Origin of the sequence: Bowmanella yangjiangensis (genome assembly GCF_018531185.1) — a bacterium.
GTDB lineage: Bacteria > Pseudomonadota > Gammaproteobacteria > Enterobacterales > Alteromonadaceae > Bowmanella > Bowmanella yangjiangensis.
Map to the genome: position 1 here is coordinate 45628 of NZ_JAHDJU010000001.1, position 20218 is coordinate 65845.

Genomic DNA, 20218 nt, shown 5'->3' on the forward strand with positions numbered 1-20218 from the left:
TAAAAAGGGGCTGAGGCCCCTTTTTTATTTGGCAGGAAAATCTTGACCCACAAGTGAGAGAACAAATAATCTTCCGTGCTAACCAAATCAACGGAGTGTAGTAGTGACTTGGACGACCCTTGCCATCTTGGCCATCCCCCTGATTCTTTTGTACATCTGGTATGTTTCCATCATTTCCCGACGCAATGCGACGGAAGAAGCATTTGCCGGAATTGATGTGCAGTTGAAAAAACGTACCGATTTAATTCCCAATATTCTAAAAATTGCCGCCAGTTTTATGCAGCACGAGAAATCCCTATTGGAAGACATTACCCGCTTGCGAACAGAAGTTTTAAAAGCCACCGGGCAAGCCGCTCAATCGGAGCGCTTTGCACTGGAGGCAGACTTGTCGCAGAAAATGGGCAGCTTGCTGGTGGCGGTAGAAAATTATCCTGAGCTTAAGTCTCAACAGAATATGCTGGAAGCGCAGCGAGTATATGCCGATGTGGAAGAGCATATCTCTGCTGCCAGACGCAGTTATAATGCGGCAGGTAAGCGTTACCGTGACGCTATTCAGATCTTCCCTGGTAATCTTATCGCTGCCATCCTGGGTTTAAAACCTATGCCTTTTTTTGAGGTGCCTGACACTGAGCGTAAACCTATCGATGCCGATAGCTTCCTGCAATCATGAGTAATTTTCTGCATACTTTTCAACAGGCTGGTGTTGCCATCCGCCAACTTGTGGATGGTTCGGCCTTTAAACGTCATGTTGATACCAATGTTCCCTTGTCGGATGAATTTAAGGCATTGATTGAATCCGACGTTAAACCCTTACTTGAGCCACTGGAAGCTTTTCGCCTAGAGAAGCTTGCGACCAAAAAGCGTAACAAGAAATGGGTGCTGTGGCTTGGCTGGATGCTCTGGTTACCCGCTTTGATTTGGGACTTGTTGTATCTGGCTAGTGGTGACCTGCATATCAGTGTGCTCTTTGTCGCAGCAGGCATGGGCATTTGGATTATTTATCCTGAGATGCAGTATCGCAAACATTACAAGCAGATGTTAATGCCGGTATTGCTAAAGGCGTTTGGTGATTTTCGCTATAGAGAGACTGGCTGTATAGATATCGATGCGGTCAAGGCTCTGGAAACTATGCCGTCTTTTTCAAGCAAATCCCATGAGGATCATATTGCTGGGAAAATTGAAGATATCGAGTTTGAGTTCTGTGAACTTAAGCTTGAACGTAAGGGGCACAAGTCATCAACAACGGTGTTTCGCGGTGGGGCTGTGGTGCTTAATGTGCCGTTTCAGCTACATGGTCATACTGTAGTGGGGATGGACTACGGCAAGCTTGGTAATATGTTTGCCGCCTCTATGGCCAGGCGCAAAGTGGCACTGGAAAATCCCGAGTTTGAAAAACGCTTTGAGGTCACTAGTACAGACCAGCAGTATGCCCGTTATTTGCTTTCACCGGCGATGATGGAGCGTTTACTGGCGTTAGATGACCTGTTTCGGGCGCGAGCTAAAGGCTCGGGGCTAAGCTGTGAGTTTAAGGGCAATCAGGTGCTGCTGATGATTTCTTACTTTGGCGACCTGCTGGATACCGCTGATTTAAATACTTCAGCCTATGATCTCGACAAGCTACCTTTGCTAGAGCAGGAACTGGCGATGATTACCGGGTTGATTAAACAGTTAAAGCTGGATTATTTGACGGCCCGGAATCAGGCTGTCGATCGATACGCGCCATCGATATCTTGAAAGTGCCGCCCTGCCAGCAATTAGGCAGGGCAATAGGCGGACTCTTTTGTTAGGCAAATACTACCGTTTTATGCTGGTGAATAATCACTCTGTCTTCCAGGTGATAGCGAACGCCATTAGCCAGCGCTTGTTTTTCACAGTTCTTGCCTTTTCGTACCATATCGGCTGCTGAGTCGCTATGACTGATACGCATAACTTCCTGTTCAATAATTGGTCCTTCGTCCAAATCAGAGGTGACGTAATGACAGGTGGCACCAATTAATTTTACCCCTCTGTCATAGGCCTGCTGATAAGGCTTTGCACCAGCAAAGGATGGTAAAAAGCTGTGATGAATGTTAATCGCTTTACCTGCCAATGCTTCGCAAAGCTGATTGGGAAGAATCTGCATAAATCTGGCTAATACAGTGAGGTCAGCCTGATAGTGATTGAGCAGATTATGAATTTCTGCAAAGGCTTTGTCCTTGCCAAGTGCCTGAAAGTCTACCCAGTGAAAGGGAACGTTATACCAATCCGCAAACTGCTGCATATGCGGGTGATTGGCAATAATACAGGGAATATCGCAATAGAGCTCATTGGTATGCCAGCGATGCAGTAAATCTATCAGGCAATGGGATTCATGGCTGGCCAGCAAGACGACATTCTGTTTTTGATGTGAATCGGCCAGGCGCCAATTCATCTTATACTGCTCTGCTAAAGGCTTAAATACTGAACGAAATGCTTCCAGGCTGAGTGGGAGTGAGTCGGCCCTAATTTCGTGACGCATAAAGAAGCGGCCTGTTTGCAGATCAGTATGGTGGCTAGCTTCTACTATGGTGGCGTTGTGGCTGGCTAAAAACTGACTAACCGCCGCAACCAAACCCACCTGATCAGGGCAATCTATAACAAGACGAAAAGTTTGCTGCATTGTGCATCCATTTGAGCAATTTAGCTGACTTTTATACCAGCTCGCCAGCCAGGGGAAAAGCGCGACGGAGAATGAATATTTATTGGTGTATAGGTCTGTGCTATGGAAAACATCGCCTTACAATTTATGTAACTGCATGAATTTAATAGAATTGTTAATTTTTAGCGACGATGGTTTAATTCTGCTGGGCGCACTATGACCCAAATTAAATACAAAAAGGACGGAAATGAAAAATAATCTGGAAAAGATGAAGCGCAGTCCTCTGGCGTTAGCCATGGGGTGTTTTGCAATGGTGTCTTCCCCAGCACTTTTTGCGCAAGAAGCGCAAAATGAGGGGCAACAAGCTGACGAAGAATCAGAAAAAATCGTCGTTGTAGGTTCACGAATTCGTAACGATGGCTTTGATCGGGCCTTGCCGGTAGAAGTTATGATTGCCAGTGATGCCATGGGGCAAGGTATTGGTGATATTGGCGAATTACTCCGTACCTCAACGGTGGCCGCAGGCTCCTCGCAAGTAACCGCTGCTTCGTCAACAGCATTTGTACAGGCGGGCGGTAAAGGTGCACAAACCCTGTCTCTGAGAGGACTCGGTGCCAACCGTACACTCGTTCTTCTGAATGGTCGGCGGGCCGGTCCTGCTGGCACGCGAGGCGAGACATCCGCTTTTGACTTTAACGTTTTACCCCTGTCGGTGATTGATCGCGTCGAGATTCTTAAGGATGGTGCGTCATCCTTGTATGGTTCAGATGCCGTAGCTGGCGTGGTGAACATAATTACCAAGAAAGGGGATGGTGGTAATGTGGATGTTGCTTACTCTCAACCACAGGAAAGTGGTGGGGAGACCTTTAGATTAAATGGTACTTATGGCTCTAGTTTTGATCGGGGCTCATTCCGAGTAACAGCCGACTATAAAATGGATAAGGAGCTGAGGAAAGGCGACAGAGACTACTTCAGTTGTGGTGAACGTTTTATCTTTGATAAAGACTCCGGAGAGCGAGCCGATCCTATTGATCCCCGTACAGGCGAGTATCATTGCAATGATTTGTTGTGGGGCCATGTATGGCTTTACGACTATCAGGATGAAAATGGCAACGTAGCGCCTGGTGCTAAAATGCAGTACGACTACGACGGTGATCTTGGCAACTACATACCAGGACTGGCAAAAGACCCAAGCAATTCTGACTATATGGTCACGCCAGCTGGCTGGTTTCCGGTTGGCTATGATAGAAATTCAGATGCTGTGGCCAATGCCGATCACCCCTTCCAGGATCTAGAAACTCACATCCCGGAAACGGAGATGGTGACGTTGTTTGGTCAGTTTGACTATCAACTGACAGATGATGTGCAGCTTTATTCTGAAGCCTTGTTAAGTCGTCGTACCACGAAAGATAATGGTTACCGCCAGTTCTGGGGCTATATCTACAACAGTGACTTCGATTTCGAAGGAATGGGAGGCAACCCGTTAAGTCAAGGCTGGAGCGGTGCTCAGTGGCTTAGCCCAACGCCAATTACTGACCACAGTGGCGGCGAAGTAGAAGTCAACTACCAGCGCTTTGTGCTCGGACTCACCGGAGATATCGGCAACTGGTATTGGGATTTATCCTACCAGCACAGTCGTTCAGAGGGGGATTACACCACAAAATTGATTTATCGCGACGCTGTGGAAGATCAGAACTTCCTACATAGTTCATGCGCTGGTAGCAAGACGTCTGTTCGTGGTGTCGACTGTGTGGACATCCCATGGCTTGACCCACAGTTCCTGGCCGGAAACATCTCTCCGGAAATGCGGGCCTTCCTGTTTGGTCAGGAGACAGGTACCACTATCTATAAGCAGAGTACCCTAGAAGGTTATATTTCAGGCGACTTGTTTGATATGCCAGCAGGTCCTGTGGGTGTCGCTGTGGGCGCCAGCTATCAGAAGGATGAACTGGAAGACACGCCTGGAGCTACAACTCTGGCAGATAACGTATGGGGAGCAACCACCGCTGGTGTTACTGCGGGGGATGACAATTCCACAGCGTTGTTTATGGAAGCGCAAATCCCGCTGTTACGTGATGCCCCGATGGCCAGCATGCTCGACCTGACATTATCAGGACGTTACACAGACGTTGATTCATACGGCAGTGACACAACCTACAAAATAGGGTTGAACTGGGAGTTGTTTGATGGACTAAGATTACGCGCATCGAAAGGCACGTCGTTCCGTTCCCCGGCGTTGTTTGAAATGTATCTCGCCAATCAGCGAGACTTTAAATCGCAACGTTCAATTGACCCATGTATCAATTGGCAGACCAACCTTTCGGAAGGTTCAATCTCCGAACGTATAGCGCAGAACTGTGCGGCCGACGGCATAGCCCCTGATTTCACCGGTGGCGCCAGCAGTGCAGATGTGTATACCGGAGGTGGCGGAAAGGGGCTGCTTAAGGCTGAAACTTCAGTAGCCAAGACCATTGGCCTGGTGTGGAAGCCTCAATTTGCCGATATCAGCTTCTCTGTGGATTACTTCGATTTCTTAATTAGAGATGAAGTTACTCAGCTCGGCGCTGCAACTATAGTGCGCGAATGTTATGACTCCACAGATTTTACCAACGAACCTTTGTGTAATCAGTTCTCGCGCAGCAGCACTGACAATCGTATCGATGTGGTGAATGACAGTTACTTGAATATTGCGACACAAACCAACAAAGGCTTTGACGTTAATCTGACCTATCGTAAAGACACTGAATATGGTCTGCTTACCCTGAGTACACAACATACCTTCCAGACAGAGTCTAAGGAGAAGTTGTTTGCTGACAGTGAGTACGAAGACACCAATGGTGAATTCGGTGACCCTAAGCACGTGGGTAATTTTAATGCCAATCTGACCCAGGATCTCTGGGCGTTCAATTGGAACGTACGTTATGTAGGGGAAGTGTCGAATTATCTGAGCTACGGCAACGATGAAGAAGAACGCTTCACGGCGACATACCGAGGCCAAGAAGTGCGGGTGGTTTTGCATGACAGTGGCACCTTCTATCATGCGTTCTCAGCGACCCGAACCTTTGCTGACAGTGGTTTTGTCGCCACAGTGGGAGTAGCTAATGCTTTTGATAAAAAGCCACCTAGAATTACCACACTTAACCTAGACGACCTGAACACGTCTGGTAATTCGGCCTTCTACAGTCAGTATGACTGGCTGGGCCGACGCTTCTTTATGAACCTTTCTTATAAGTTCTAAAGCTGCTCAACTGGAGCCGGCTGCGGCCGGCTTTTTTTTTAATGACACTGACCTTGTTACTGCATTTTTCCCTTGCTCAAAACTGACCTTTTCTTAATCGCTCACGAACACTTCCCCTGTTTGTTAATGGCCAACGTTGCAATTCCTCGTACTGCACGCCTTTGCTTCCGGATTTAGACTCAAACAGGCTAAAAGAATTAAATTGCAACGCTAAGTCAGGTGCGCATAACGGTGCGGGAGGATTAATCGATTGCTTTCTGAATAAGCTGATATGTGCCTGAAGTGGCCGGCGCTCAGCTGGCAGGCCCGCGCTGCGTAATCGCTGTCTGAGCTGCTCAACTAATTCAGTTAAGGCGGGTGGGTGTTGTGATGGCCCTATCCAATAAACCTTGGGTTTGGGGAAATAGCCCGTTTGATTAATTTGCATGCAAAAGGGGACTCCCTGAATCTTTGCTGCTAATTCGGTCAAGGTCTCCAAAGTGCTGTTTGGTATCTCACCCAGAAAGGCCAAGGTGATATGCAGATTAGTGGTGGTCACCGGGTGAGGTAAGGCGGGCAGCATTTTGTTGCGCCACTCATCAATTTTCAGTTTGTCTTGACCTGATAACGCTAATGCAAAGAAGAGTCGCATGGGGGGCCGCTGGTTTCTCACTTTCTGCGCATTATACGCCGCATTGGGGAATAAAATCCGATGAAATATCTCGTAACCTTTTGCATAAAATTCAAACAAATTGCTAGTATGGGTTCAGAACGTTTTTCGTTCTGTGTTTTTTAGGAAGCAAATCAACAACAATAAGAGAGCACATCATGGCGTATACGTATCCTTTACGCAAAAGACCGCTTGCCTGCTTGATCACTAGTATTATGACAGCAGCATCAATGGGAGCGTCAGCTCAGGAAACACAAACTACTGAGGGGGAGCAGACCGCTCAGGAAGACGCAGAAAAAATCATAGTCGTTGGTTCAAGGATCCGTGCTGACGGATTTGAGCGAGCGGTGCCGGTGGAAGTGATATCCGCCAGTATGGCTTCTGGGCAGGGGATTGGCGACATCGGCGAATTGCTTCGCTCATCAACCGTTGCGGCCGGTTCACCCCAGGTAACCGCGGCCAGTTCAACCGCCTTTGTCCAGGCTGGTGGAACGGGAGCACAAACCTTGTCATTGCGTGGGTTAGGTGCCAACCGCACATTAGTCTTGTTAAATGGTCGTCGTGCCGGTCCTGCCGGTACCCGCGGTGAAACTTCAGCATTTGACTTCAACGTATTGCCATTGTCTGTTATCGACAGGGTTGAAATCCTTAAAGACGGTGCTTCCTCGTTGTATGGTTCAGATGCGGTCGCTGGGGTGGTCAATATCATCACTAAGAAAGGCGATGGCGGCAATATTGAGGGCTCCTATACACAGCCTCAAACTAGCGGTGGAGAGCAATTCCGAATCAATGCTACTTATGGTCAGTCTTTTGACCGTGGGTCATTCCGCGTAACGGCCGACTACAAGCTTGATAAGGAGTTGGCCAAAGGTGACCGCTCTTATTTTGATTGCGGTGAACTATATATTTTCGATCCTGATACAGGTGAACGACGGGACAATATTGACCCCAGAAGTGGCAATTACCATTGTGAAGATTTGCTGTGGGGACATGTCTGGATCTACGATTATCAGGATGACGGTAACGTGCCTTCAGGTGCTAAGGCCCAATATGATTATGGTGGCAACCTTGGCCAGTACATTCCAGGTTTTGCGACAGATCCAAATAACCCAGACTACATGGGAACACCAGCAGGTTGGTATCCGGTCAACTATGACAGAGCGTCCGACTCGGTAACCGATGCAGACCACCCATTTCAGGACTTGGAATCTCACATTCCCAAGACTGAGTTGGCCACCTTCTTTGCTCAGGCAGATTATCAGTTAACCGACGATATCAGCTTATATTCTGAAGCCTTGTTGAGTCGTCGAACCAATAAAGTCAACGGTTATCGTCAGTATTGGGGTTACATCTATAACAGCAACTTTGATTTTGAAAATGGTGTAGCAGAGGGCGCTGGCAACCCTCTAAGTGCGGGCTGGACTGGTGCTCAGTGGTTAAGCCCGACGCCAATTACGGACCATTCCGGTAGCAAGATTGAAGTTGACTATCAACGTTTTGTATTGGGTCTGACCGGGGACCTGGGTGAATGGTATTGGGATATGTCTTACCAATACAGTCGTTCTGAGGGTAAGTACACCAGCAAGATCATTTTTGATGATGCTATTTCTGATCAGAATTTCTTACGCGGCTCCTGTGAAGGGGATGTAACCTCGGTAAGAGGGGTACCCTGTGTGGATATACCCTGGTTGGATCCGGAATTACTGAGAGGAAATATATCCCAGCAAGTCAGAGATTTTATGTTCGGACAGGAAACTGGCAAGACAATATACAAGCAAAGCACCATTGAAGGTTTTATTTCCGGTGACTTGATGGATATCTGGGCGGGGCCTGTGGGCGCTGCATTCGGTGCCAGCTACCAAAAGGATGAAATCGAAGATGTACCGGGAGAGCATACATTGGCGGACAATGTATGGGGCGCTTCAACCGCTGGTATTACTGCTGGAGATGATAACTCAACAGCTGTGTTTGGGGAGTTGCAAATTCCGTTATTGCGCGACGTGACGATGGCTAATTTTCTTGATCTCAGCTTGTCCGCCCGTTACACAGATGTCGACTCCTATGGCAGTGATACCACATACAAAATTGGTTTGAACTGGGAATTGTTTGATGGATTCCGTGTCAGAGCGTCTCGTGGTACATCATTCCGTTCGCCAGCTCTGTTTGAACTCTATCTTGCTAATCAGAAGAGTTTTGCCAATCAGCGAAACGTCGACCCTTGTATTCGTTGGGAAGCCAACCTGGCCAATAACTCCATATCTGAAACCATTGCTCAAAACTGTGCTGCTGATGGTATCCCCGGCGACTACGCTGGCGGTGCGATCAGTGCTGATGTCCTAACTGGTGGAGGAGCAGGGGTGTTGGAAGCTGAAACATCCGTAGCCAAGACCATTGGTTTTGTATGGCAGCCTGGGTTTGCAGACATCAGTCTGTCGGTGGATTACTTTGACTTTTTGATTGAAGACGAGGTGACCAAACTCGGTGCCAGCACTATTGTGCGGCAATGTTATGACTCGGATACCTTTGCTACTGAACCCTTGTGTCGCCAGTTCCAGCGTAGTGACGTAGATAACCGTATTGAAGAAATTCGGGACAGCTACCTGAACGTAGCAACGCAGACCAACAAGGGAGTGGATATCAGTCTGAAATATCGTACCGAAACTCAGTACGGTATGTTGGTGTTAAGTACGGACCATACTTTCCAGACGGAGTCTGAGCAGCAGCTGTTTGCGGATAGCAAAATTGAAGACACTAACGGTGAATTTGGTGATCCTAAACACGTAGCTACCTTCAATATGGCGCTTGATCAGGATGAATGGAGCTTCAACTGGAATGTGCGTTACGTTGGTAAAGTCTCCAATTACCTAAGCTATGGTAATGATGAAGAAGAGCGCTTTGATGCCAGCTATCGTGGCGAAACGGTAAGGGTGATTTTGCATGATGATGGCACCTTCTATCATGCCTTCTCTGCCAGCAAGACCTTCGGTGACTCCGGCCTTAGCGCTACTTTCGGTGTTGCCAATGCGTTCAACAAGAAACCGCCGCGTGTCAGCACACTAGATGTTGGGGAGTTGGATTATTCAGGAAATTCAGCGTTCTATAGTCAATACGACTGGCTGGGGCGACGATTCTTCCTGACCATGTCTTACGACTTCTAACCTTGATACAGAAAACCGGCTTAGGCCGGTTTTCTTTTACAATAACGACTGGCTTGACTTGCATCTGTGTAACTGCACGGTAATCTGGGCAGATTACAATCATTATAAGTGCGCAGTATGCCTAGAGTTATTGCCAAGGCTGATAATTTAAATGAGCTCAACCAAGCCTTCGCTCAATCGCCTTTGAATCACCCTGTGTTTATTAATTCCGTTCCCAAGTGCGGCACGCATTTGATGCGAAATATTTTTCGTATGTTTGTGCCTGTGGCGCAGCAATACCATGATGAGTTCATTCAGATTCCCATTCTACGCCAGCACCTGCGGGCCTTTGATGGGGCACATCCTAAGCTAAGTTGGGGGCATTTATTATTCAGTGATGAGTCTGCGATGGCGATGAAAGGGGTGCAGCAGCTTCTGATTGTGCGGGATCCTTTCGACTGGGTGTTGGCCAGGGCAAGATTTTTTCTCTCGGATTCCTTTGTTGGTTCCATGGAACACCTCAAAGGTGGCAGAGTCAACGTAGAGCAAATGCTCAATATGATGATTTTCGGTATCCACCAGCGGGCACCGAGCTTATTAGAAATATACACGCACAATGCTGCTGCCTGGTTAGGCACAGGCGTTAAGTTGGTCAGATACGAAGACGTTATCCGACAGCTGAAGCAACTGGATACCCCGGATGCAGAAGCTTTCTTTAGAGACTTACTTGCCCCTTTGGGACCCCTGCCTTCAGACTGGCGTGAAAGAGTGAAGATTGGCTCGGATCGCCAGCATAGTGGCACAGCCAGGGAGAATCTTAGTGGTCAGCCAATCCAATTACCTGATGAATTGCCGACGATGCAGAAGCAACTCGTGGAGTTTGCCGCGCCGGGTTTGAGACGCTTATTAGGGTATTTTTAGGGGATGTCTATGCGCAAGGCTCGCAGTGTGTTGATTGTTGGTGGTGGATCCTCAGGGTGGATGGCAGCGGCTTACTTGAATGGTGCGCTAAACAATAAGGGCGAAGAGCAAAATGTCAGAATTCGCCTGATTGAATCACCGGATATTCCCAGGATATCCGTTGGCGAAGCCACAATTCCCTCCATGCGCCACTTACTGGCCGTGGTGGGGGTTGATGAGATGGATTTTATGCGGGCGACAAATGCGACATTCAAACAGTCGATCAAGTACGTCAACTGGGTACAGAAAGATAACAGCTTTTATCATCATCCCTTTAGCCGGATCCAATTGCAGCCTTTGGATGTGTCGGGTCAACGCTGGCTTAAAAGTGACCGGCAGATCCCTTTTATGGAAACCTGCTCGGCACAGCCCCTTATCTGTGAAATGGGGCTCTCCCCGCTGATGATGGGGCAGTGGGATTTTGGTGCCCCTCTTAGCTACGCATATCATATGAATGCACAAAAGTTTGCCGACTATCTGCGCGATTTCTCGGTGGCCAGAGGTGTGCAGCATACTCTGGCAAATGTGCAAGAGGTTAAGCTCAGGGACAGCCAGCATATCCAGTCTGTAAGCACCGATCAGGGCGAGGAAATTGAGGCCGATATATTTGTGGACTGCACAGGATTTCGCGCACGTTTAATAGAGCAAAGTTTGCAGGTCGGTTTTGAGGATTGTTCCCAATGGCTTTTATGCGACCGTGCTGTCACTATGCATGTGCCTTATGACAACTTTTATCCCGGCCAGGTTCGTCCCTATACCACCGCCAGTGCCCAATCCAATGGCTGGATTTGGGATATCCCTATGCAGCATCAGCGCTCGGTAGGTTATGTGCATAGCAGCGCTTTTATTGAACCAGAACAAGCAGAAAGAGAATTGCGGGCTTATCAAGGGCCCGGGTGCGAGTCATTACCAAGCCGCTTTGTGCATTTTAAGGTTGGACGCAGACATCAGGCCTGGCAAGGAAATTGCGTGGCTATAGGGCTATCAGCCGGCTTTATTGAGCCTTTAGAATCCACCGGCTTGTATTTGAGTGATCTCGGTGTTGTGATGCTGGCCGAACATTTCCCCTATACAGATAACATGTTGGAAAGCATGGCCTGCCGGTACAATCGTATTCTCAGCAATAGATTTTATGAGATCCTTGATTTTATTAACATGCATTATTGCTTGACCAAGCGCACCGATACCGATTTTTGGCAGGAAGTGCAGCGTCCTGAGCGAATCAACCCCAGATTAGCGGCCAAGCTTGATTTTTGGCGCATGAAGCCGCCAACCGCCTCTGATTTTGAAGATGGCTGGTTTCCTGGACAACAGAGCGGCATAGCAGCTTGGGGCGGAGCAATGGATCAACGTCCACCCGTAGATACAGCAGGTTTGTGGGGCCATAAAAGCTATGAATGTATTCTTTATGGTATGGGCTTTCTGGAGCAGGAATGCAATGAGTGGTTTGGTCACAACCGCCCTCCTGCTACAATTCCGCCTGCCATATTGCAACGGTTGCAGATGGCCAGAAACAAATTACCCCCGCATGCCGTCTGGCTGCAGCGGATACTTGGCATGCCGGTGTATCCCGCCGCCGCCAAACCAGCAGGGTGGGTAGCCTAAGGTGAAATTCCGAGCATGTCTCTGCCTGTTGTCAGTATTAAATCCCAATTACTTGAAGAGATTGGTCGTCGCAACGTTATCTTAAGTGCTCCACCCGGAGCCGGTAAGTCGACAGCCATTCCCTTATGGCTGTTGGCAAACCCATCATTTAAAGATAAGAAAATCCTGATGTTGCAACCCCGACGGGTTGCAGTGCGGGCTATTGCCGGTTATCTGGCGTCTCAGTTAGGGGAGCCGGTCGGACAGACCGTGGGATATCGGGTGCGTGGGGAGAATAAAACTAGTCAGAACACCCGTCTGGAAATTCTGACCGAAGGCCTGCTAACGCGCAAGTTGCAGCAGGACCCTGAGCTCGCAGATACCGCGATAGTTATCTTTGATGAGTTTCATGAGCGTAATCTGCATAGCGATTTTGCCCTGGCCTTGTGTCTGGAAAGCCAAAGCGCCTTGCGTGAGGACCTGCGCTTGTTGCTCATGTCGGCCACCCTCGATGAGCTAGGCCTAGAGCGTTTATTGCCGGATGCCGCTTGGCTGCAATGTGAGGGGCGAAGTTTCCCTATTGACTACTCTTACCACGTTCCGCCATCTCAGCAGCAATGGCTGCCCTTTATGGCTAGTGTTATTCGACAGGCATTGACGCAAGATGGCGGGGTGCTGGCGTTTTTGCCTGGCGCGGGCGAGATCCGAAAGTTGGCTGGGCTTTTGTCTGAGCAGTTGGATAGCAAGGTGCAGTTGCATTGTTTGTATGGGGAACTGGGTAAACAAGCGCAAATGGCCGCTGTGGAGCCATTGCCTGTTGGGATGAAAAAGTTGGTACTTGCTACCAACATAGCAGAAACCAGTCTTACCATTGAAGATATTAGCCAGGTGATTGATTGTGGCCTGGAAAAGGTGGCTCGCTTTGACCTGAATCAGGGCGTGACTCACCTGACCAGCCAGCGAATTTCTCAGGCATCTGCCACGCAGAGGGCAGGACGGGCAGGGCGGGTCGGCCCCGGTCGTTGCTACCGGTTGTGGGGACAGGATCAGCATGGGCGCATGGCCAGTCAAAGTCAGCCGCAAATCTTGCTTGCTGACATGGCGCCGCTGATGTTGGAGGCGGCTGCCTGGGGGACGGAATTGACGGCATTGCCGCTATTGGATTATCCGACGCAAGCCCAGCTTTCTCAAGCCAGGGATTTATTGGTGCAGCTTGATGCAGTGGATACCGACGGACGAATTACCCGTCACGGTAAAGCACTATGCCAGTTGGGGTGTCACCCCCGCCTAGCCAATATGATGTTGCACGCGAAGCAATTGGGGCCGGCGGCACTCACATTAGCTTGTATGCTGGCCGCCTTGTTGGAAAGTAAAGACCCCCTGAAAACCTCGCATACCTTGTGTATTAGTGAACGTATCGACTGGCTGCTGCGCCATCGTCAGGACCCCATTATGCAACTGGCGGTAAACTGGATGCGGCGCTTACAGGGCGAGTTTGTCGACAAGGTTGATAGCCGCGATGCGGCACGCCTGCTTATTCACGCATTTCCAGACCGGATAGCTAAGTCTCGTGGCGCAGGGCGCTATCTGCTTGCCAGAGGTATTGGTATCAAGCTGGAAGAGCAAGATCCACTCTGTGATCACGACTACCTGCTGGTGGCGGATCTGATTCAGACTGGTGCCGGTGGCGATATCCGGGCGGGATTGACGGCCAGACTTGATTGGCCGGTACTGGAAGCGGAAGCGGGCCATTGGCTGACATCCAGTGTTAGCTGTGACTGGCATGATGACGTTGGGCAGATCCGTGCTCGTAAGCTGTTGAAACTTGGCAGTATTGTGGTACGTAATGAAGTGATGGCTAACCCGGATAAGGCCCAACTCGAGCAGATCTGGGTGTCCCTTATCCGTGAAAAAGGCCTGACATGGTTGCCATTGGCAGACAATGCCAAGCAGCTGTTAAACCGTATTCATCTGGCCGCTAAAACCCTTGGCCAGCCTGAACTCTCGGACTGGACAGACGCCACCCTGCTGGACAGTCTTGCCGACTGGCTGATACCTTACCTGGCTGACGTACGCACCTTAAAACAGCTACAAGCACTGGATTTCGCCGCATTGCTGCGCAATCGTCTGGACTGGAATATGCAAAGCTGGCTGGATAAAGCCTTGCCCACCCATTTCGTCGTACCAAGCGGCAGTCGCTGTGCACTGGAATACAGCGAAGATGGTCAGGTTACCTTGTCGGTACGCATGCAGGAAATGTATGGTCAGGCCGACACACCGACTATTGCAGAGGGGCGTATCATCCCAATTATTGAACTCTTGTCTCCGGCTAGGCGTCCATTACAAAAGACCCGTGACCTGGCCGGGTTCTGGGCAGGAACTTACAAGGATGTGCAGAAGGAAATGAAAGGGCGCTACCCCAAACATTTTTGGCCGGACAATCCGGCCTCTGCCCAGGCGACCACGCGAACCAAGAAGGCGATGTAATGACAAAACGCAAAGCAGTACAACCATCCCGCAATCCATTTAAGTGGTTATGGCGCCACAGTCTCAAGATTGTTCTGGTCGGGTTGGTGTGTCTGACAGCTTACTGCTTGTACCTGGATGCGCAAATAAAAGACAAGTTCAGTGGCAGTAAATGGCAGGTGCCGGCCCAAATTTATGCCAGGCCGATGTTGCTTCAGGTTGGCCAGGAATTGGCGATGGACGAAGTCGTCGAAGAGCTCGAATGGTTGGCCTACCGTAGGGTACCTTCGGTGAAAGGCAGCGGTCAGTTCAATCGACAGGGTAATCAGCTGATCTTCCATCGTCGCGCCTTTGAATTTGCCGGAGGCTTTGAGGACGAAGCCCGGGTAACACTGACTTTTGCCAATGGAGAGCTTGCCGGCATCCAACTTGACGGTGGGCGCGCCCAGAACAGCCTGCGCCTTGAACCTTGGCTGGTAACCCGGTTTGCCAACAACAGTCAGGAAGACCGTATGTTGGTTGAGCTCGCTGATGTGCCGCCTGAACTGGTACAAATGTTGTTGCTGGTGGAAGACCGGGATTTTTACCAGCATTTTGGTGTGGCTCCTTTGGCTATTCTGCGCGCCCTGGTGGCGAATGTTAGTGCTGGGCGGGCCGTACAAGGGGGCAGCACCCTGACACAGCAGTTGGTGAAAAACTTCTTTCTCAGTCAGGAGAAATCCCTGAGCAGAAAGCTAAATGAAGCCTTGATGTCGCTGTTAATTGAGCTGCGTTACAGCAAGGATGAGATTCTGGAGGCGTACCTTAACGAAGTGTTCCTCGGGCAAAATGGTGCCAACGCCGTGCATGGTTTCGGGTTGGCCAGCTATTTTTACTTCGACCGTCCATTGGATGAGCTTAGCATCCCGGAAATGGCGATGCTGGTGGGCATCATCAAAGGCCCATCATTCTTCAATCCACGTCGCCATGAAGAGCGGGTACTGGAACGGCGCAACCTGGTACTGCGGTTGTATTTTGATGACCAGCAAGCTACCGCTCAGCAGTATGCGGCCTGGTTAAAAACCCCGCTTGGATTGGCGCAAGGTTCGAAGCTGGCAAAGGGAAAACACCCGGCCTTTATGGATCAGGTACGCCGTGAGCTCAATGTTGCCTTGCCTGATCCCTCTTTGCATCAGGCTGGGATTAAAATTTTTACTACCTTGGATCCACTGGCCCAGCGCAAGGCTGAGCAATCAGTCAGTCAGGGTTTGGATGGGCTGGAAAAGCGGCGCAAGATCAGCGAACTGGAAGCCGCTATGGTGGTTAGTGACATTGCTACCGGTGAAATTCGGGCCTTGGTGGGTAGTCGCAATACCGATTATCAGGGCTTTAACCGGGCCTTGGATGCACGGCGGCAGATAGGTTCGATTATTAAACCCGCGGTATACCTGACCGCACTGGAACAACCGGCTTATTACAATCTGGCAACCCCGTTGAAAGACGAACCTATTAAGTTGAAAAGCAGCCAGGGGCAGCTGTGGTCGCCGCAAAACGCTGACCGCCAATTCAGAGGCGAAGTATCATTGCTGACGGCCTTGAGCCATTCCCTTAATGTGCCCACGGTTAGCCTGGGGATGGAGGTTGGCTTAAGTGAAATTGCTTATACCCTGAAACGTTTGGGCGTGGAGGAAGACGTGAGTCTTTATCCGGCATTAACCCTAGGCGCAGCGGCCTTTACACCTCTTGAAGTCAATCAGATGTACCAGACACTGGCAAATGAAGGGCTGTATATTCCTTTGCATACTATCGACACCGTTACTGATTCGGACGGGCGTCTGATTTGGCAGCAAAAGCTGACTGGTGAACGCCGGGCAGATCGTAAGGCGGTGTACTTGCTCAACTATGCCCTGAACAAAGTGACCCGGGATGGCACCGCTAAAGTGCTTAAGCAAAGCTTCCCGAACTTGCATCTGGCCGGTAAAACCGGCACCACGGATGACTATCGTGATGCTTGGTATGCCGGGTTTGACCGCAATAATCTGGTGACTATCTGGCTGGGTAAAGACAACAACGAAGCCACAGGCCTGGCTGGCGCCACAGGTGCACTGCCTCTGTATATTGATTATTTGAAGCGCCAGCATCCTAAATCCTTGGTGAGACCTTTCCCACAAGGATTGGGTATCGCACATTTTGATAGTGTGACCGGCCAGCATCTGCAGCCTGGTTGTCCACAGAGTATTAGTGTGCCTGCGGTACTCGATGCACTGGCGGCTGCGCAGCACTGCGAAGGCAAAAGGGAACCCAAGCAAGCCCCCAAAAAACAGAGCTTCTGGGAGCGCTTATTTGGTGATTAATCCGGGTGCGATGGCCACAGTACCTGGTCTGTAGAAGCGTTGGTCATCAGTTTGTCTTGGCGGGCTAGTGCTGCCCATTGATCAGAGGGCGAAGGTAAATAGCCAGGTTGGACTCCTTCAATACCAATCCAGCAATGCTTGCCCGATGACTTAGCCGCATAAAGACTGGCATCAGCGGCTTCCAGAACCTGATGCCAGCTTACCTGTTGTGGGTGTTCCGGCATAAGAGGAAAGCAGCTGTAACCAATGGAACAGCTTTTTGGTAACAGGGTGCCATCACTTAAGGTAAAGGGGTACTCCAGCACAGTATCGAGTAATCGCTGTGCCAGCTCGGCTGCTCGCCTGCGGTTGGTAAAACGCGAGACAACTAAGAATTCCTCACCACCCCAGCGCACCAGATAGTCAGAGCTGCGAAATACCTGTTGGAGTAACGCGGCAAATTGTTGTAGCACCAAATCCCCAGCACTATGCCCGTGTACATCGTTAACTTGTTTAAAGTCATCCAGATCTACCAGGAAGAACAGCAAGTCACTATCGTCATTGCCGTCATTCTGTGGATGATCTTGATGCAGGCGCAAGCTGCGCTGCAAGTCAGGTTGTAGATTCTGTTCCAGAAAGCGTCGGTTACGCAGACCGGTAAGCGGGTCTGTGGTGCTGGCCTGCTCGACCTGACGATAGGCTTCCTGGAGTTCCTGATTTTTGCTATTTAACTGGGCGGTACGCTGGGCCACCTGTTCGCTGAGTTGACGAGTTAAGCGACGCTGACTGTATTTGCCATACGCCAGGAACAGCACTAAAAAGCCGCTGGTTAATGCCACAATCCATAATGACCAGAGAAAACGTTCACGCTCGGCGGCTGTGAGCTGTAGCTCCTGGTCTTTCTTTAGCAGCGCTATTTCTTGCGCGCGGCGGGTGAATTCGGCCTGGCTTTGCATCCGTGCCAAGGATTCAGCTCGGTGGGTATCCAACAGTTCGTCTTTTAATTGTTGGACTTTCTGCTGCGCTAGAAAAGCCTGATGAAAGTCATTCTGCTGAGCAAAGAGTTTGACTCTGAGTGCTTCAAAATCTGCCAACTTCTCTTTGCTCTGCTGCTGAGATGCCAATAAATAACCTTGCTCAATATGCTGCTTTGCTAATTCAAGGTTGTTTTGCTTCAAATAAAGTTCGGACAGCTGCAAGAGGGCATTAACATTCAGATCTAATACCTCCTTTTCCTGAACGCCCCGTAAACCTTCCAGCAGCAGCTGCTCTGCCAACGGAATGTTGCCAGCAGCAAACTCGATGCGCGCTAGTACCAATTTGGCCCAAAGGGCATCACGCTCGGCATTTATTTGTTGAAATAGCGCCTGTGCCAGTATGACTTGCTGACGGGCCTCATCAATTCTGCCTAAGTCTTTCAGTACGTTGGCGACTTTGGTGTGGCTGTAGGCAATGTTCTTTGGCTGACCAGAATCAATATCCAAGCGTAATGCATCCTGGAAATAAGTTAGGGCAGTTTCCTGGTCTCCCATATCACGATGAATTTCACCAATATTGTAAAATGATGTGGCTAATCTCACGGTGTCATTGTGTTTTTTGGCTATTTCTAATGCTTGGCCGTAAGCATGCAGGGCGTCCTGCCATACACCCTGCCATTCCAATGAAACGCCGATGGCAGTGAATTCGTCAGCGATACCAAGTTCATCGCCTATGCTTTGATAAAGCGCCAACGCTCGCTGACTTAGAATCAGGGCTTGAGGATGCTGCCCTTGCATACGTAAATTGCCTGCTTTGGCTCCTAACACCTTAGCCTTGGCTTGGATGTCCTGAGTGTTTTCCAGCAAAGCTTGAGCATGGTCGAATATTTCCATGGCGTGATTGAGGTCACCCTGCTCTCCCGCTAGCTCTCCTTGTTCAATCATGGCACGACCGATATCGCTGTCATTACCACTGTCTTTTGCCAAAGAGAGGGCTAGTTCAACAACCTTTGTGGCTTGCTCAATTTGCCCCATTTCACGATGTTGCCGCGCCTCGTCGAGAAGCACTCGGACATGACTGCTTTGTGCCAGGACATAGCCTGAATCAAACAGCAGGCAGAACATTATTACCAACCTGTGTAACAGATTGTTCATGCCCTGCTGCTCATCGTGCTTCGGTTTATCATCCTTGCTACCACCTGCTTGGTCTATCAAACATTTTGACTCATGCTAATATAAAATTAACCGGAGTGTTACATTTGTTGGGCCGTATTGATTCCCGTCCAGGCAGACCAAAAACTTGCCCTGTCTTTCGGTTTTGAATAAGGCGTTTGTTGTTACGTTGTTGAGGTTCAACCTGATTGAAGCAAAATCTTGAACTGCTGATGGAGATGTTGGCGGCTTTGCCGGATCCTGTCTTTGTTCTCTCAGAGTCAGGCAAGTATGTCGCTTTGATAGGTGGTCATGATGCCAGGTATTACCATGATGGTTCACATTTAGTGAATTTCAGCCTGCATGATGTTTTGCCCAAAGAGCGGGCTGATTGGTTTTTACAGGAAATCCAGCAAACCATCAGCGAAGGACGCCTTCGAACTGTTGAATATGCCTTGGGGGCCAGAGATGTTAAGGGGTTGGAATTAGCCGAAGGACCCGATGAGGAAATCTGGTTCGAAGGGCGTATTCAGCCGCTGCGAAAGCCCGTGAAAGGTGAGCGTGCCGTGGTGTGGGTGGCCAGAAACATCACTGAACGTTACAACATGCAGATGCAACTTAAGATTTTATCCGAGCAGGATGAACTTACCGGCGCTTTCAATAGGCGCAAGATGATGGAAGCCTTGGAAGAACGCTTCGCGGAATATCAACGTTATCACCATCCCTTATCTCTGATTATCTTCGATTTGGACCGTTTTAAAGGCGTCAATGACAAGTTTGGCCATATTGCCGGTGACAAGGTGTTGCTCACTATCACGAACTTGTGCCAAAAGCAGCTCCGCCAGCAGGATCTGCTTTGCCGACATGGCGGGGAAGAATTTGCGGTACTGTTGCCCAATACCAACTTGGTTGATGCGGTTCAGCTTGCAGAGCGGCTTCGCAAGACTGTTGCTGGTTATGATTTTAAACAGGAACTCGGTGAGTCTTATTCCATCTCCATCAGTGCTGGCGTCAGTACGCTACAGAGTGAAGATAAAATAGAAAGCTTGATGAAACGGGCCGACGATGGACTTTATCAGGCAAAGAATAGCGGCCGAAATTGTGTTATCAGCCGCCCATCTTAAGA

Annotated in this window: 12 protein-coding genes; 9 read left to right on the top strand and 3 right to left on the bottom strand. The window is 49.6% G+C overall.

Annotated features, from left to right (window positions below):
• The first annotated feature begins 103 nt into the window (after window positions 1–103).
• Entirely contained in the window at window positions 104–670 is a 567-nt protein-coding gene (locus KJY73_RS00245) for a LemA family protein (RefSeq protein ID WP_332874142.1), read from the top strand.
• Complete coding sequence (locus tag KJY73_RS00250; protein WP_214339060.1) at window positions 667–1734, top strand: DUF3137 domain-containing protein; 1068 nt, start codon at window positions 667–669, stop codon at window positions 1732–1734. Before KJY73_RS00245 ends, KJY73_RS00250 begins: the two co-directional genes overlap by 4 nt.
• Window positions 1735–1783: 49 nt before the next feature.
• Here KJY73_RS00250 and purU read toward each other — a convergent pair whose 3' ends face one another.
• Window positions 1784–2638 (bottom strand): formyltetrahydrofolate deformylase, encoded by an 855-nt coding sequence (purU, locus tag KJY73_RS00255; protein ID WP_214339062.1) that lies wholly within the window; start codon window positions 2636–2638, stop codon window positions 1784–1786.
• 226 nt (window positions 2639–2864) lie between these two features.
• On the opposite strand from purU, the gene KJY73_RS00260 reads away from it, so the two are divergent.
• Entirely contained in the window at window positions 2865–5855 is a 2991-nt protein-coding gene (locus KJY73_RS00260; RefSeq protein WP_232848355.1) for a TonB-dependent receptor plug domain-containing protein, read from the top strand.
• Window positions 5856–5931: 76 nt separating this feature from the next.
• Here KJY73_RS00260 and thpR read toward each other — a convergent pair whose 3' ends face one another.
• Window positions 5932–6486 carry an RNA 2',3'-cyclic phosphodiesterase gene (thpR, locus tag KJY73_RS00265; protein WP_214339065.1) on the bottom strand — a complete coding sequence of 185 codons (555 nt, stop codon included), beginning with the start codon at window positions 6484–6486 and terminating at the stop codon, window positions 5932–5934.
• Window positions 6487–6734: 248 nt separating this feature from the next.
• On the opposite strand from thpR, the gene KJY73_RS00270 reads away from it, so the two are divergent.
• The 5 genes from KJY73_RS00270 (at window position 6735) to mrcB (ending at window position 16984) form a co-directional block, all read left to right on the top strand.
• The gene (locus tag KJY73_RS00270; RefSeq protein WP_214339068.1) at window positions 6735–9662 is read left to right on the top strand and encodes a TonB-dependent receptor plug domain-containing protein; all 2928 of its coding nucleotides are present in this window, start codon (window positions 6735–6737) and stop codon (window positions 9660–9662) included.
• 117 nt (window positions 9663–9779) lie between these two features.
• On the top strand, window positions 9780–10562 hold the full coding sequence (locus KJY73_RS00275; protein WP_214339071.1) for a hypothetical protein: 783 nt from the start codon (window positions 9780–9782) through the stop codon (window positions 10560–10562).
• Between the two features lie 9 nt (window positions 10563–10571).
• On the top strand, window positions 10572–12206 hold the full coding sequence (locus KJY73_RS00280) for a tryptophan halogenase family protein (protein ID WP_214339074.1): 1635 nt from the start codon (window positions 10572–10574) through the stop codon (window positions 12204–12206).
• 15 nt (window positions 12207–12221) lie between these two features.
• Entirely contained in the window at window positions 12222–14672 is a 2451-nt protein-coding gene (gene hrpB / locus KJY73_RS00285; protein WP_214339077.1) for an ATP-dependent helicase HrpB, read from the top strand.
• Window positions 14672–16984, top strand: coding sequence for a penicillin-binding protein 1B (gene mrcB, locus KJY73_RS00290; protein WP_214339081.1), 2313 nt, complete (start codon window positions 14672–14674; stop codon window positions 16982–16984). Before hrpB ends, mrcB begins: the two co-directional genes overlap by 1 nt.
• Here mrcB and KJY73_RS00295 read toward each other — a convergent pair.
• Window positions 16981–19095, bottom strand: a complete 2115-nt coding sequence (locus KJY73_RS00295) for a tetratricopeptide repeat-containing diguanylate cyclase (protein WP_214339084.1) — start codon at window positions 19093–19095, stop codon at window positions 16981–16983. The genes mrcB and KJY73_RS00295 overlap by 4 nt on opposite strands.
• Before the next feature lie 206 nt (window positions 19096–19301).
• On the opposite strand from KJY73_RS00295, the gene KJY73_RS00300 reads away from it, so the two are divergent.
• Window positions 19302–20216 carry a GGDEF domain-containing protein gene (locus KJY73_RS00300; protein WP_214339087.1) on the top strand — a complete coding sequence of 305 codons (915 nt, stop codon included), beginning with the start codon at window positions 19302–19304 and terminating at the stop codon, window positions 20214–20216.
• Window positions 20217–20218: the final 2 nt, after the last annotated feature.

Excerpts from the sequence above, each read along its gene's own strand:
- KJY73_RS00250 (WP_214339060.1), top strand. The coding sequence starts at position 667 with ATGAGTAATTTTCTGCATACTTTTCAACAGGCTGGTGTTGCCATCCGC.
- purU (WP_214339062.1), bottom strand. The coding sequence starts at position 2,638 with ATGCAGCAAACTTTTCGTCTTGTTATAGATTGCCCTGATCAGGTGGGT.
- KJY73_RS00260 (WP_232848355.1), top strand. The coding sequence starts at position 2,865 with ATGAAAAATAATCTGGAAAAGATGAAGCGCAGTCCTCTGGCGTTAGCC.
- thpR (WP_214339065.1), bottom strand. The coding sequence starts at position 6,486 with ATGCGACTCTTCTTTGCATTAGCGTTATCAGGTCAAGACAAACTGAAA.
- KJY73_RS00270 (WP_214339068.1), top strand. The coding sequence starts at position 6,735 with ATGGGAGCGTCAGCTCAGGAAACACAAACTACTGAGGGGGAGCAGACC.
- KJY73_RS00275 (WP_214339071.1), top strand. The coding sequence starts at position 9,780 with ATGCCTAGAGTTATTGCCAAGGCTGATAATTTAAATGAGCTCAACCAA.
- KJY73_RS00280 (WP_214339074.1), top strand. The coding sequence starts at position 10,572 with ATGCGCAAGGCTCGCAGTGTGTTGATTGTTGGTGGTGGATCCTCAGGG.
- hrpB (WP_214339077.1), top strand. The coding sequence starts at position 12,222 with ATGTCTCTGCCTGTTGTCAGTATTAAATCCCAATTACTTGAAGAGATT.
- mrcB (WP_214339081.1), top strand. The coding sequence starts at position 14,672 with ATGACAAAACGCAAAGCAGTACAACCATCCCGCAATCCATTTAAGTGG.
- KJY73_RS00295 (WP_214339084.1), bottom strand. The coding sequence starts at position 19,095 with ATGAACAATCTGTTACACAGGTTGGTAATAATGTTCTGCCTGCTGTTT.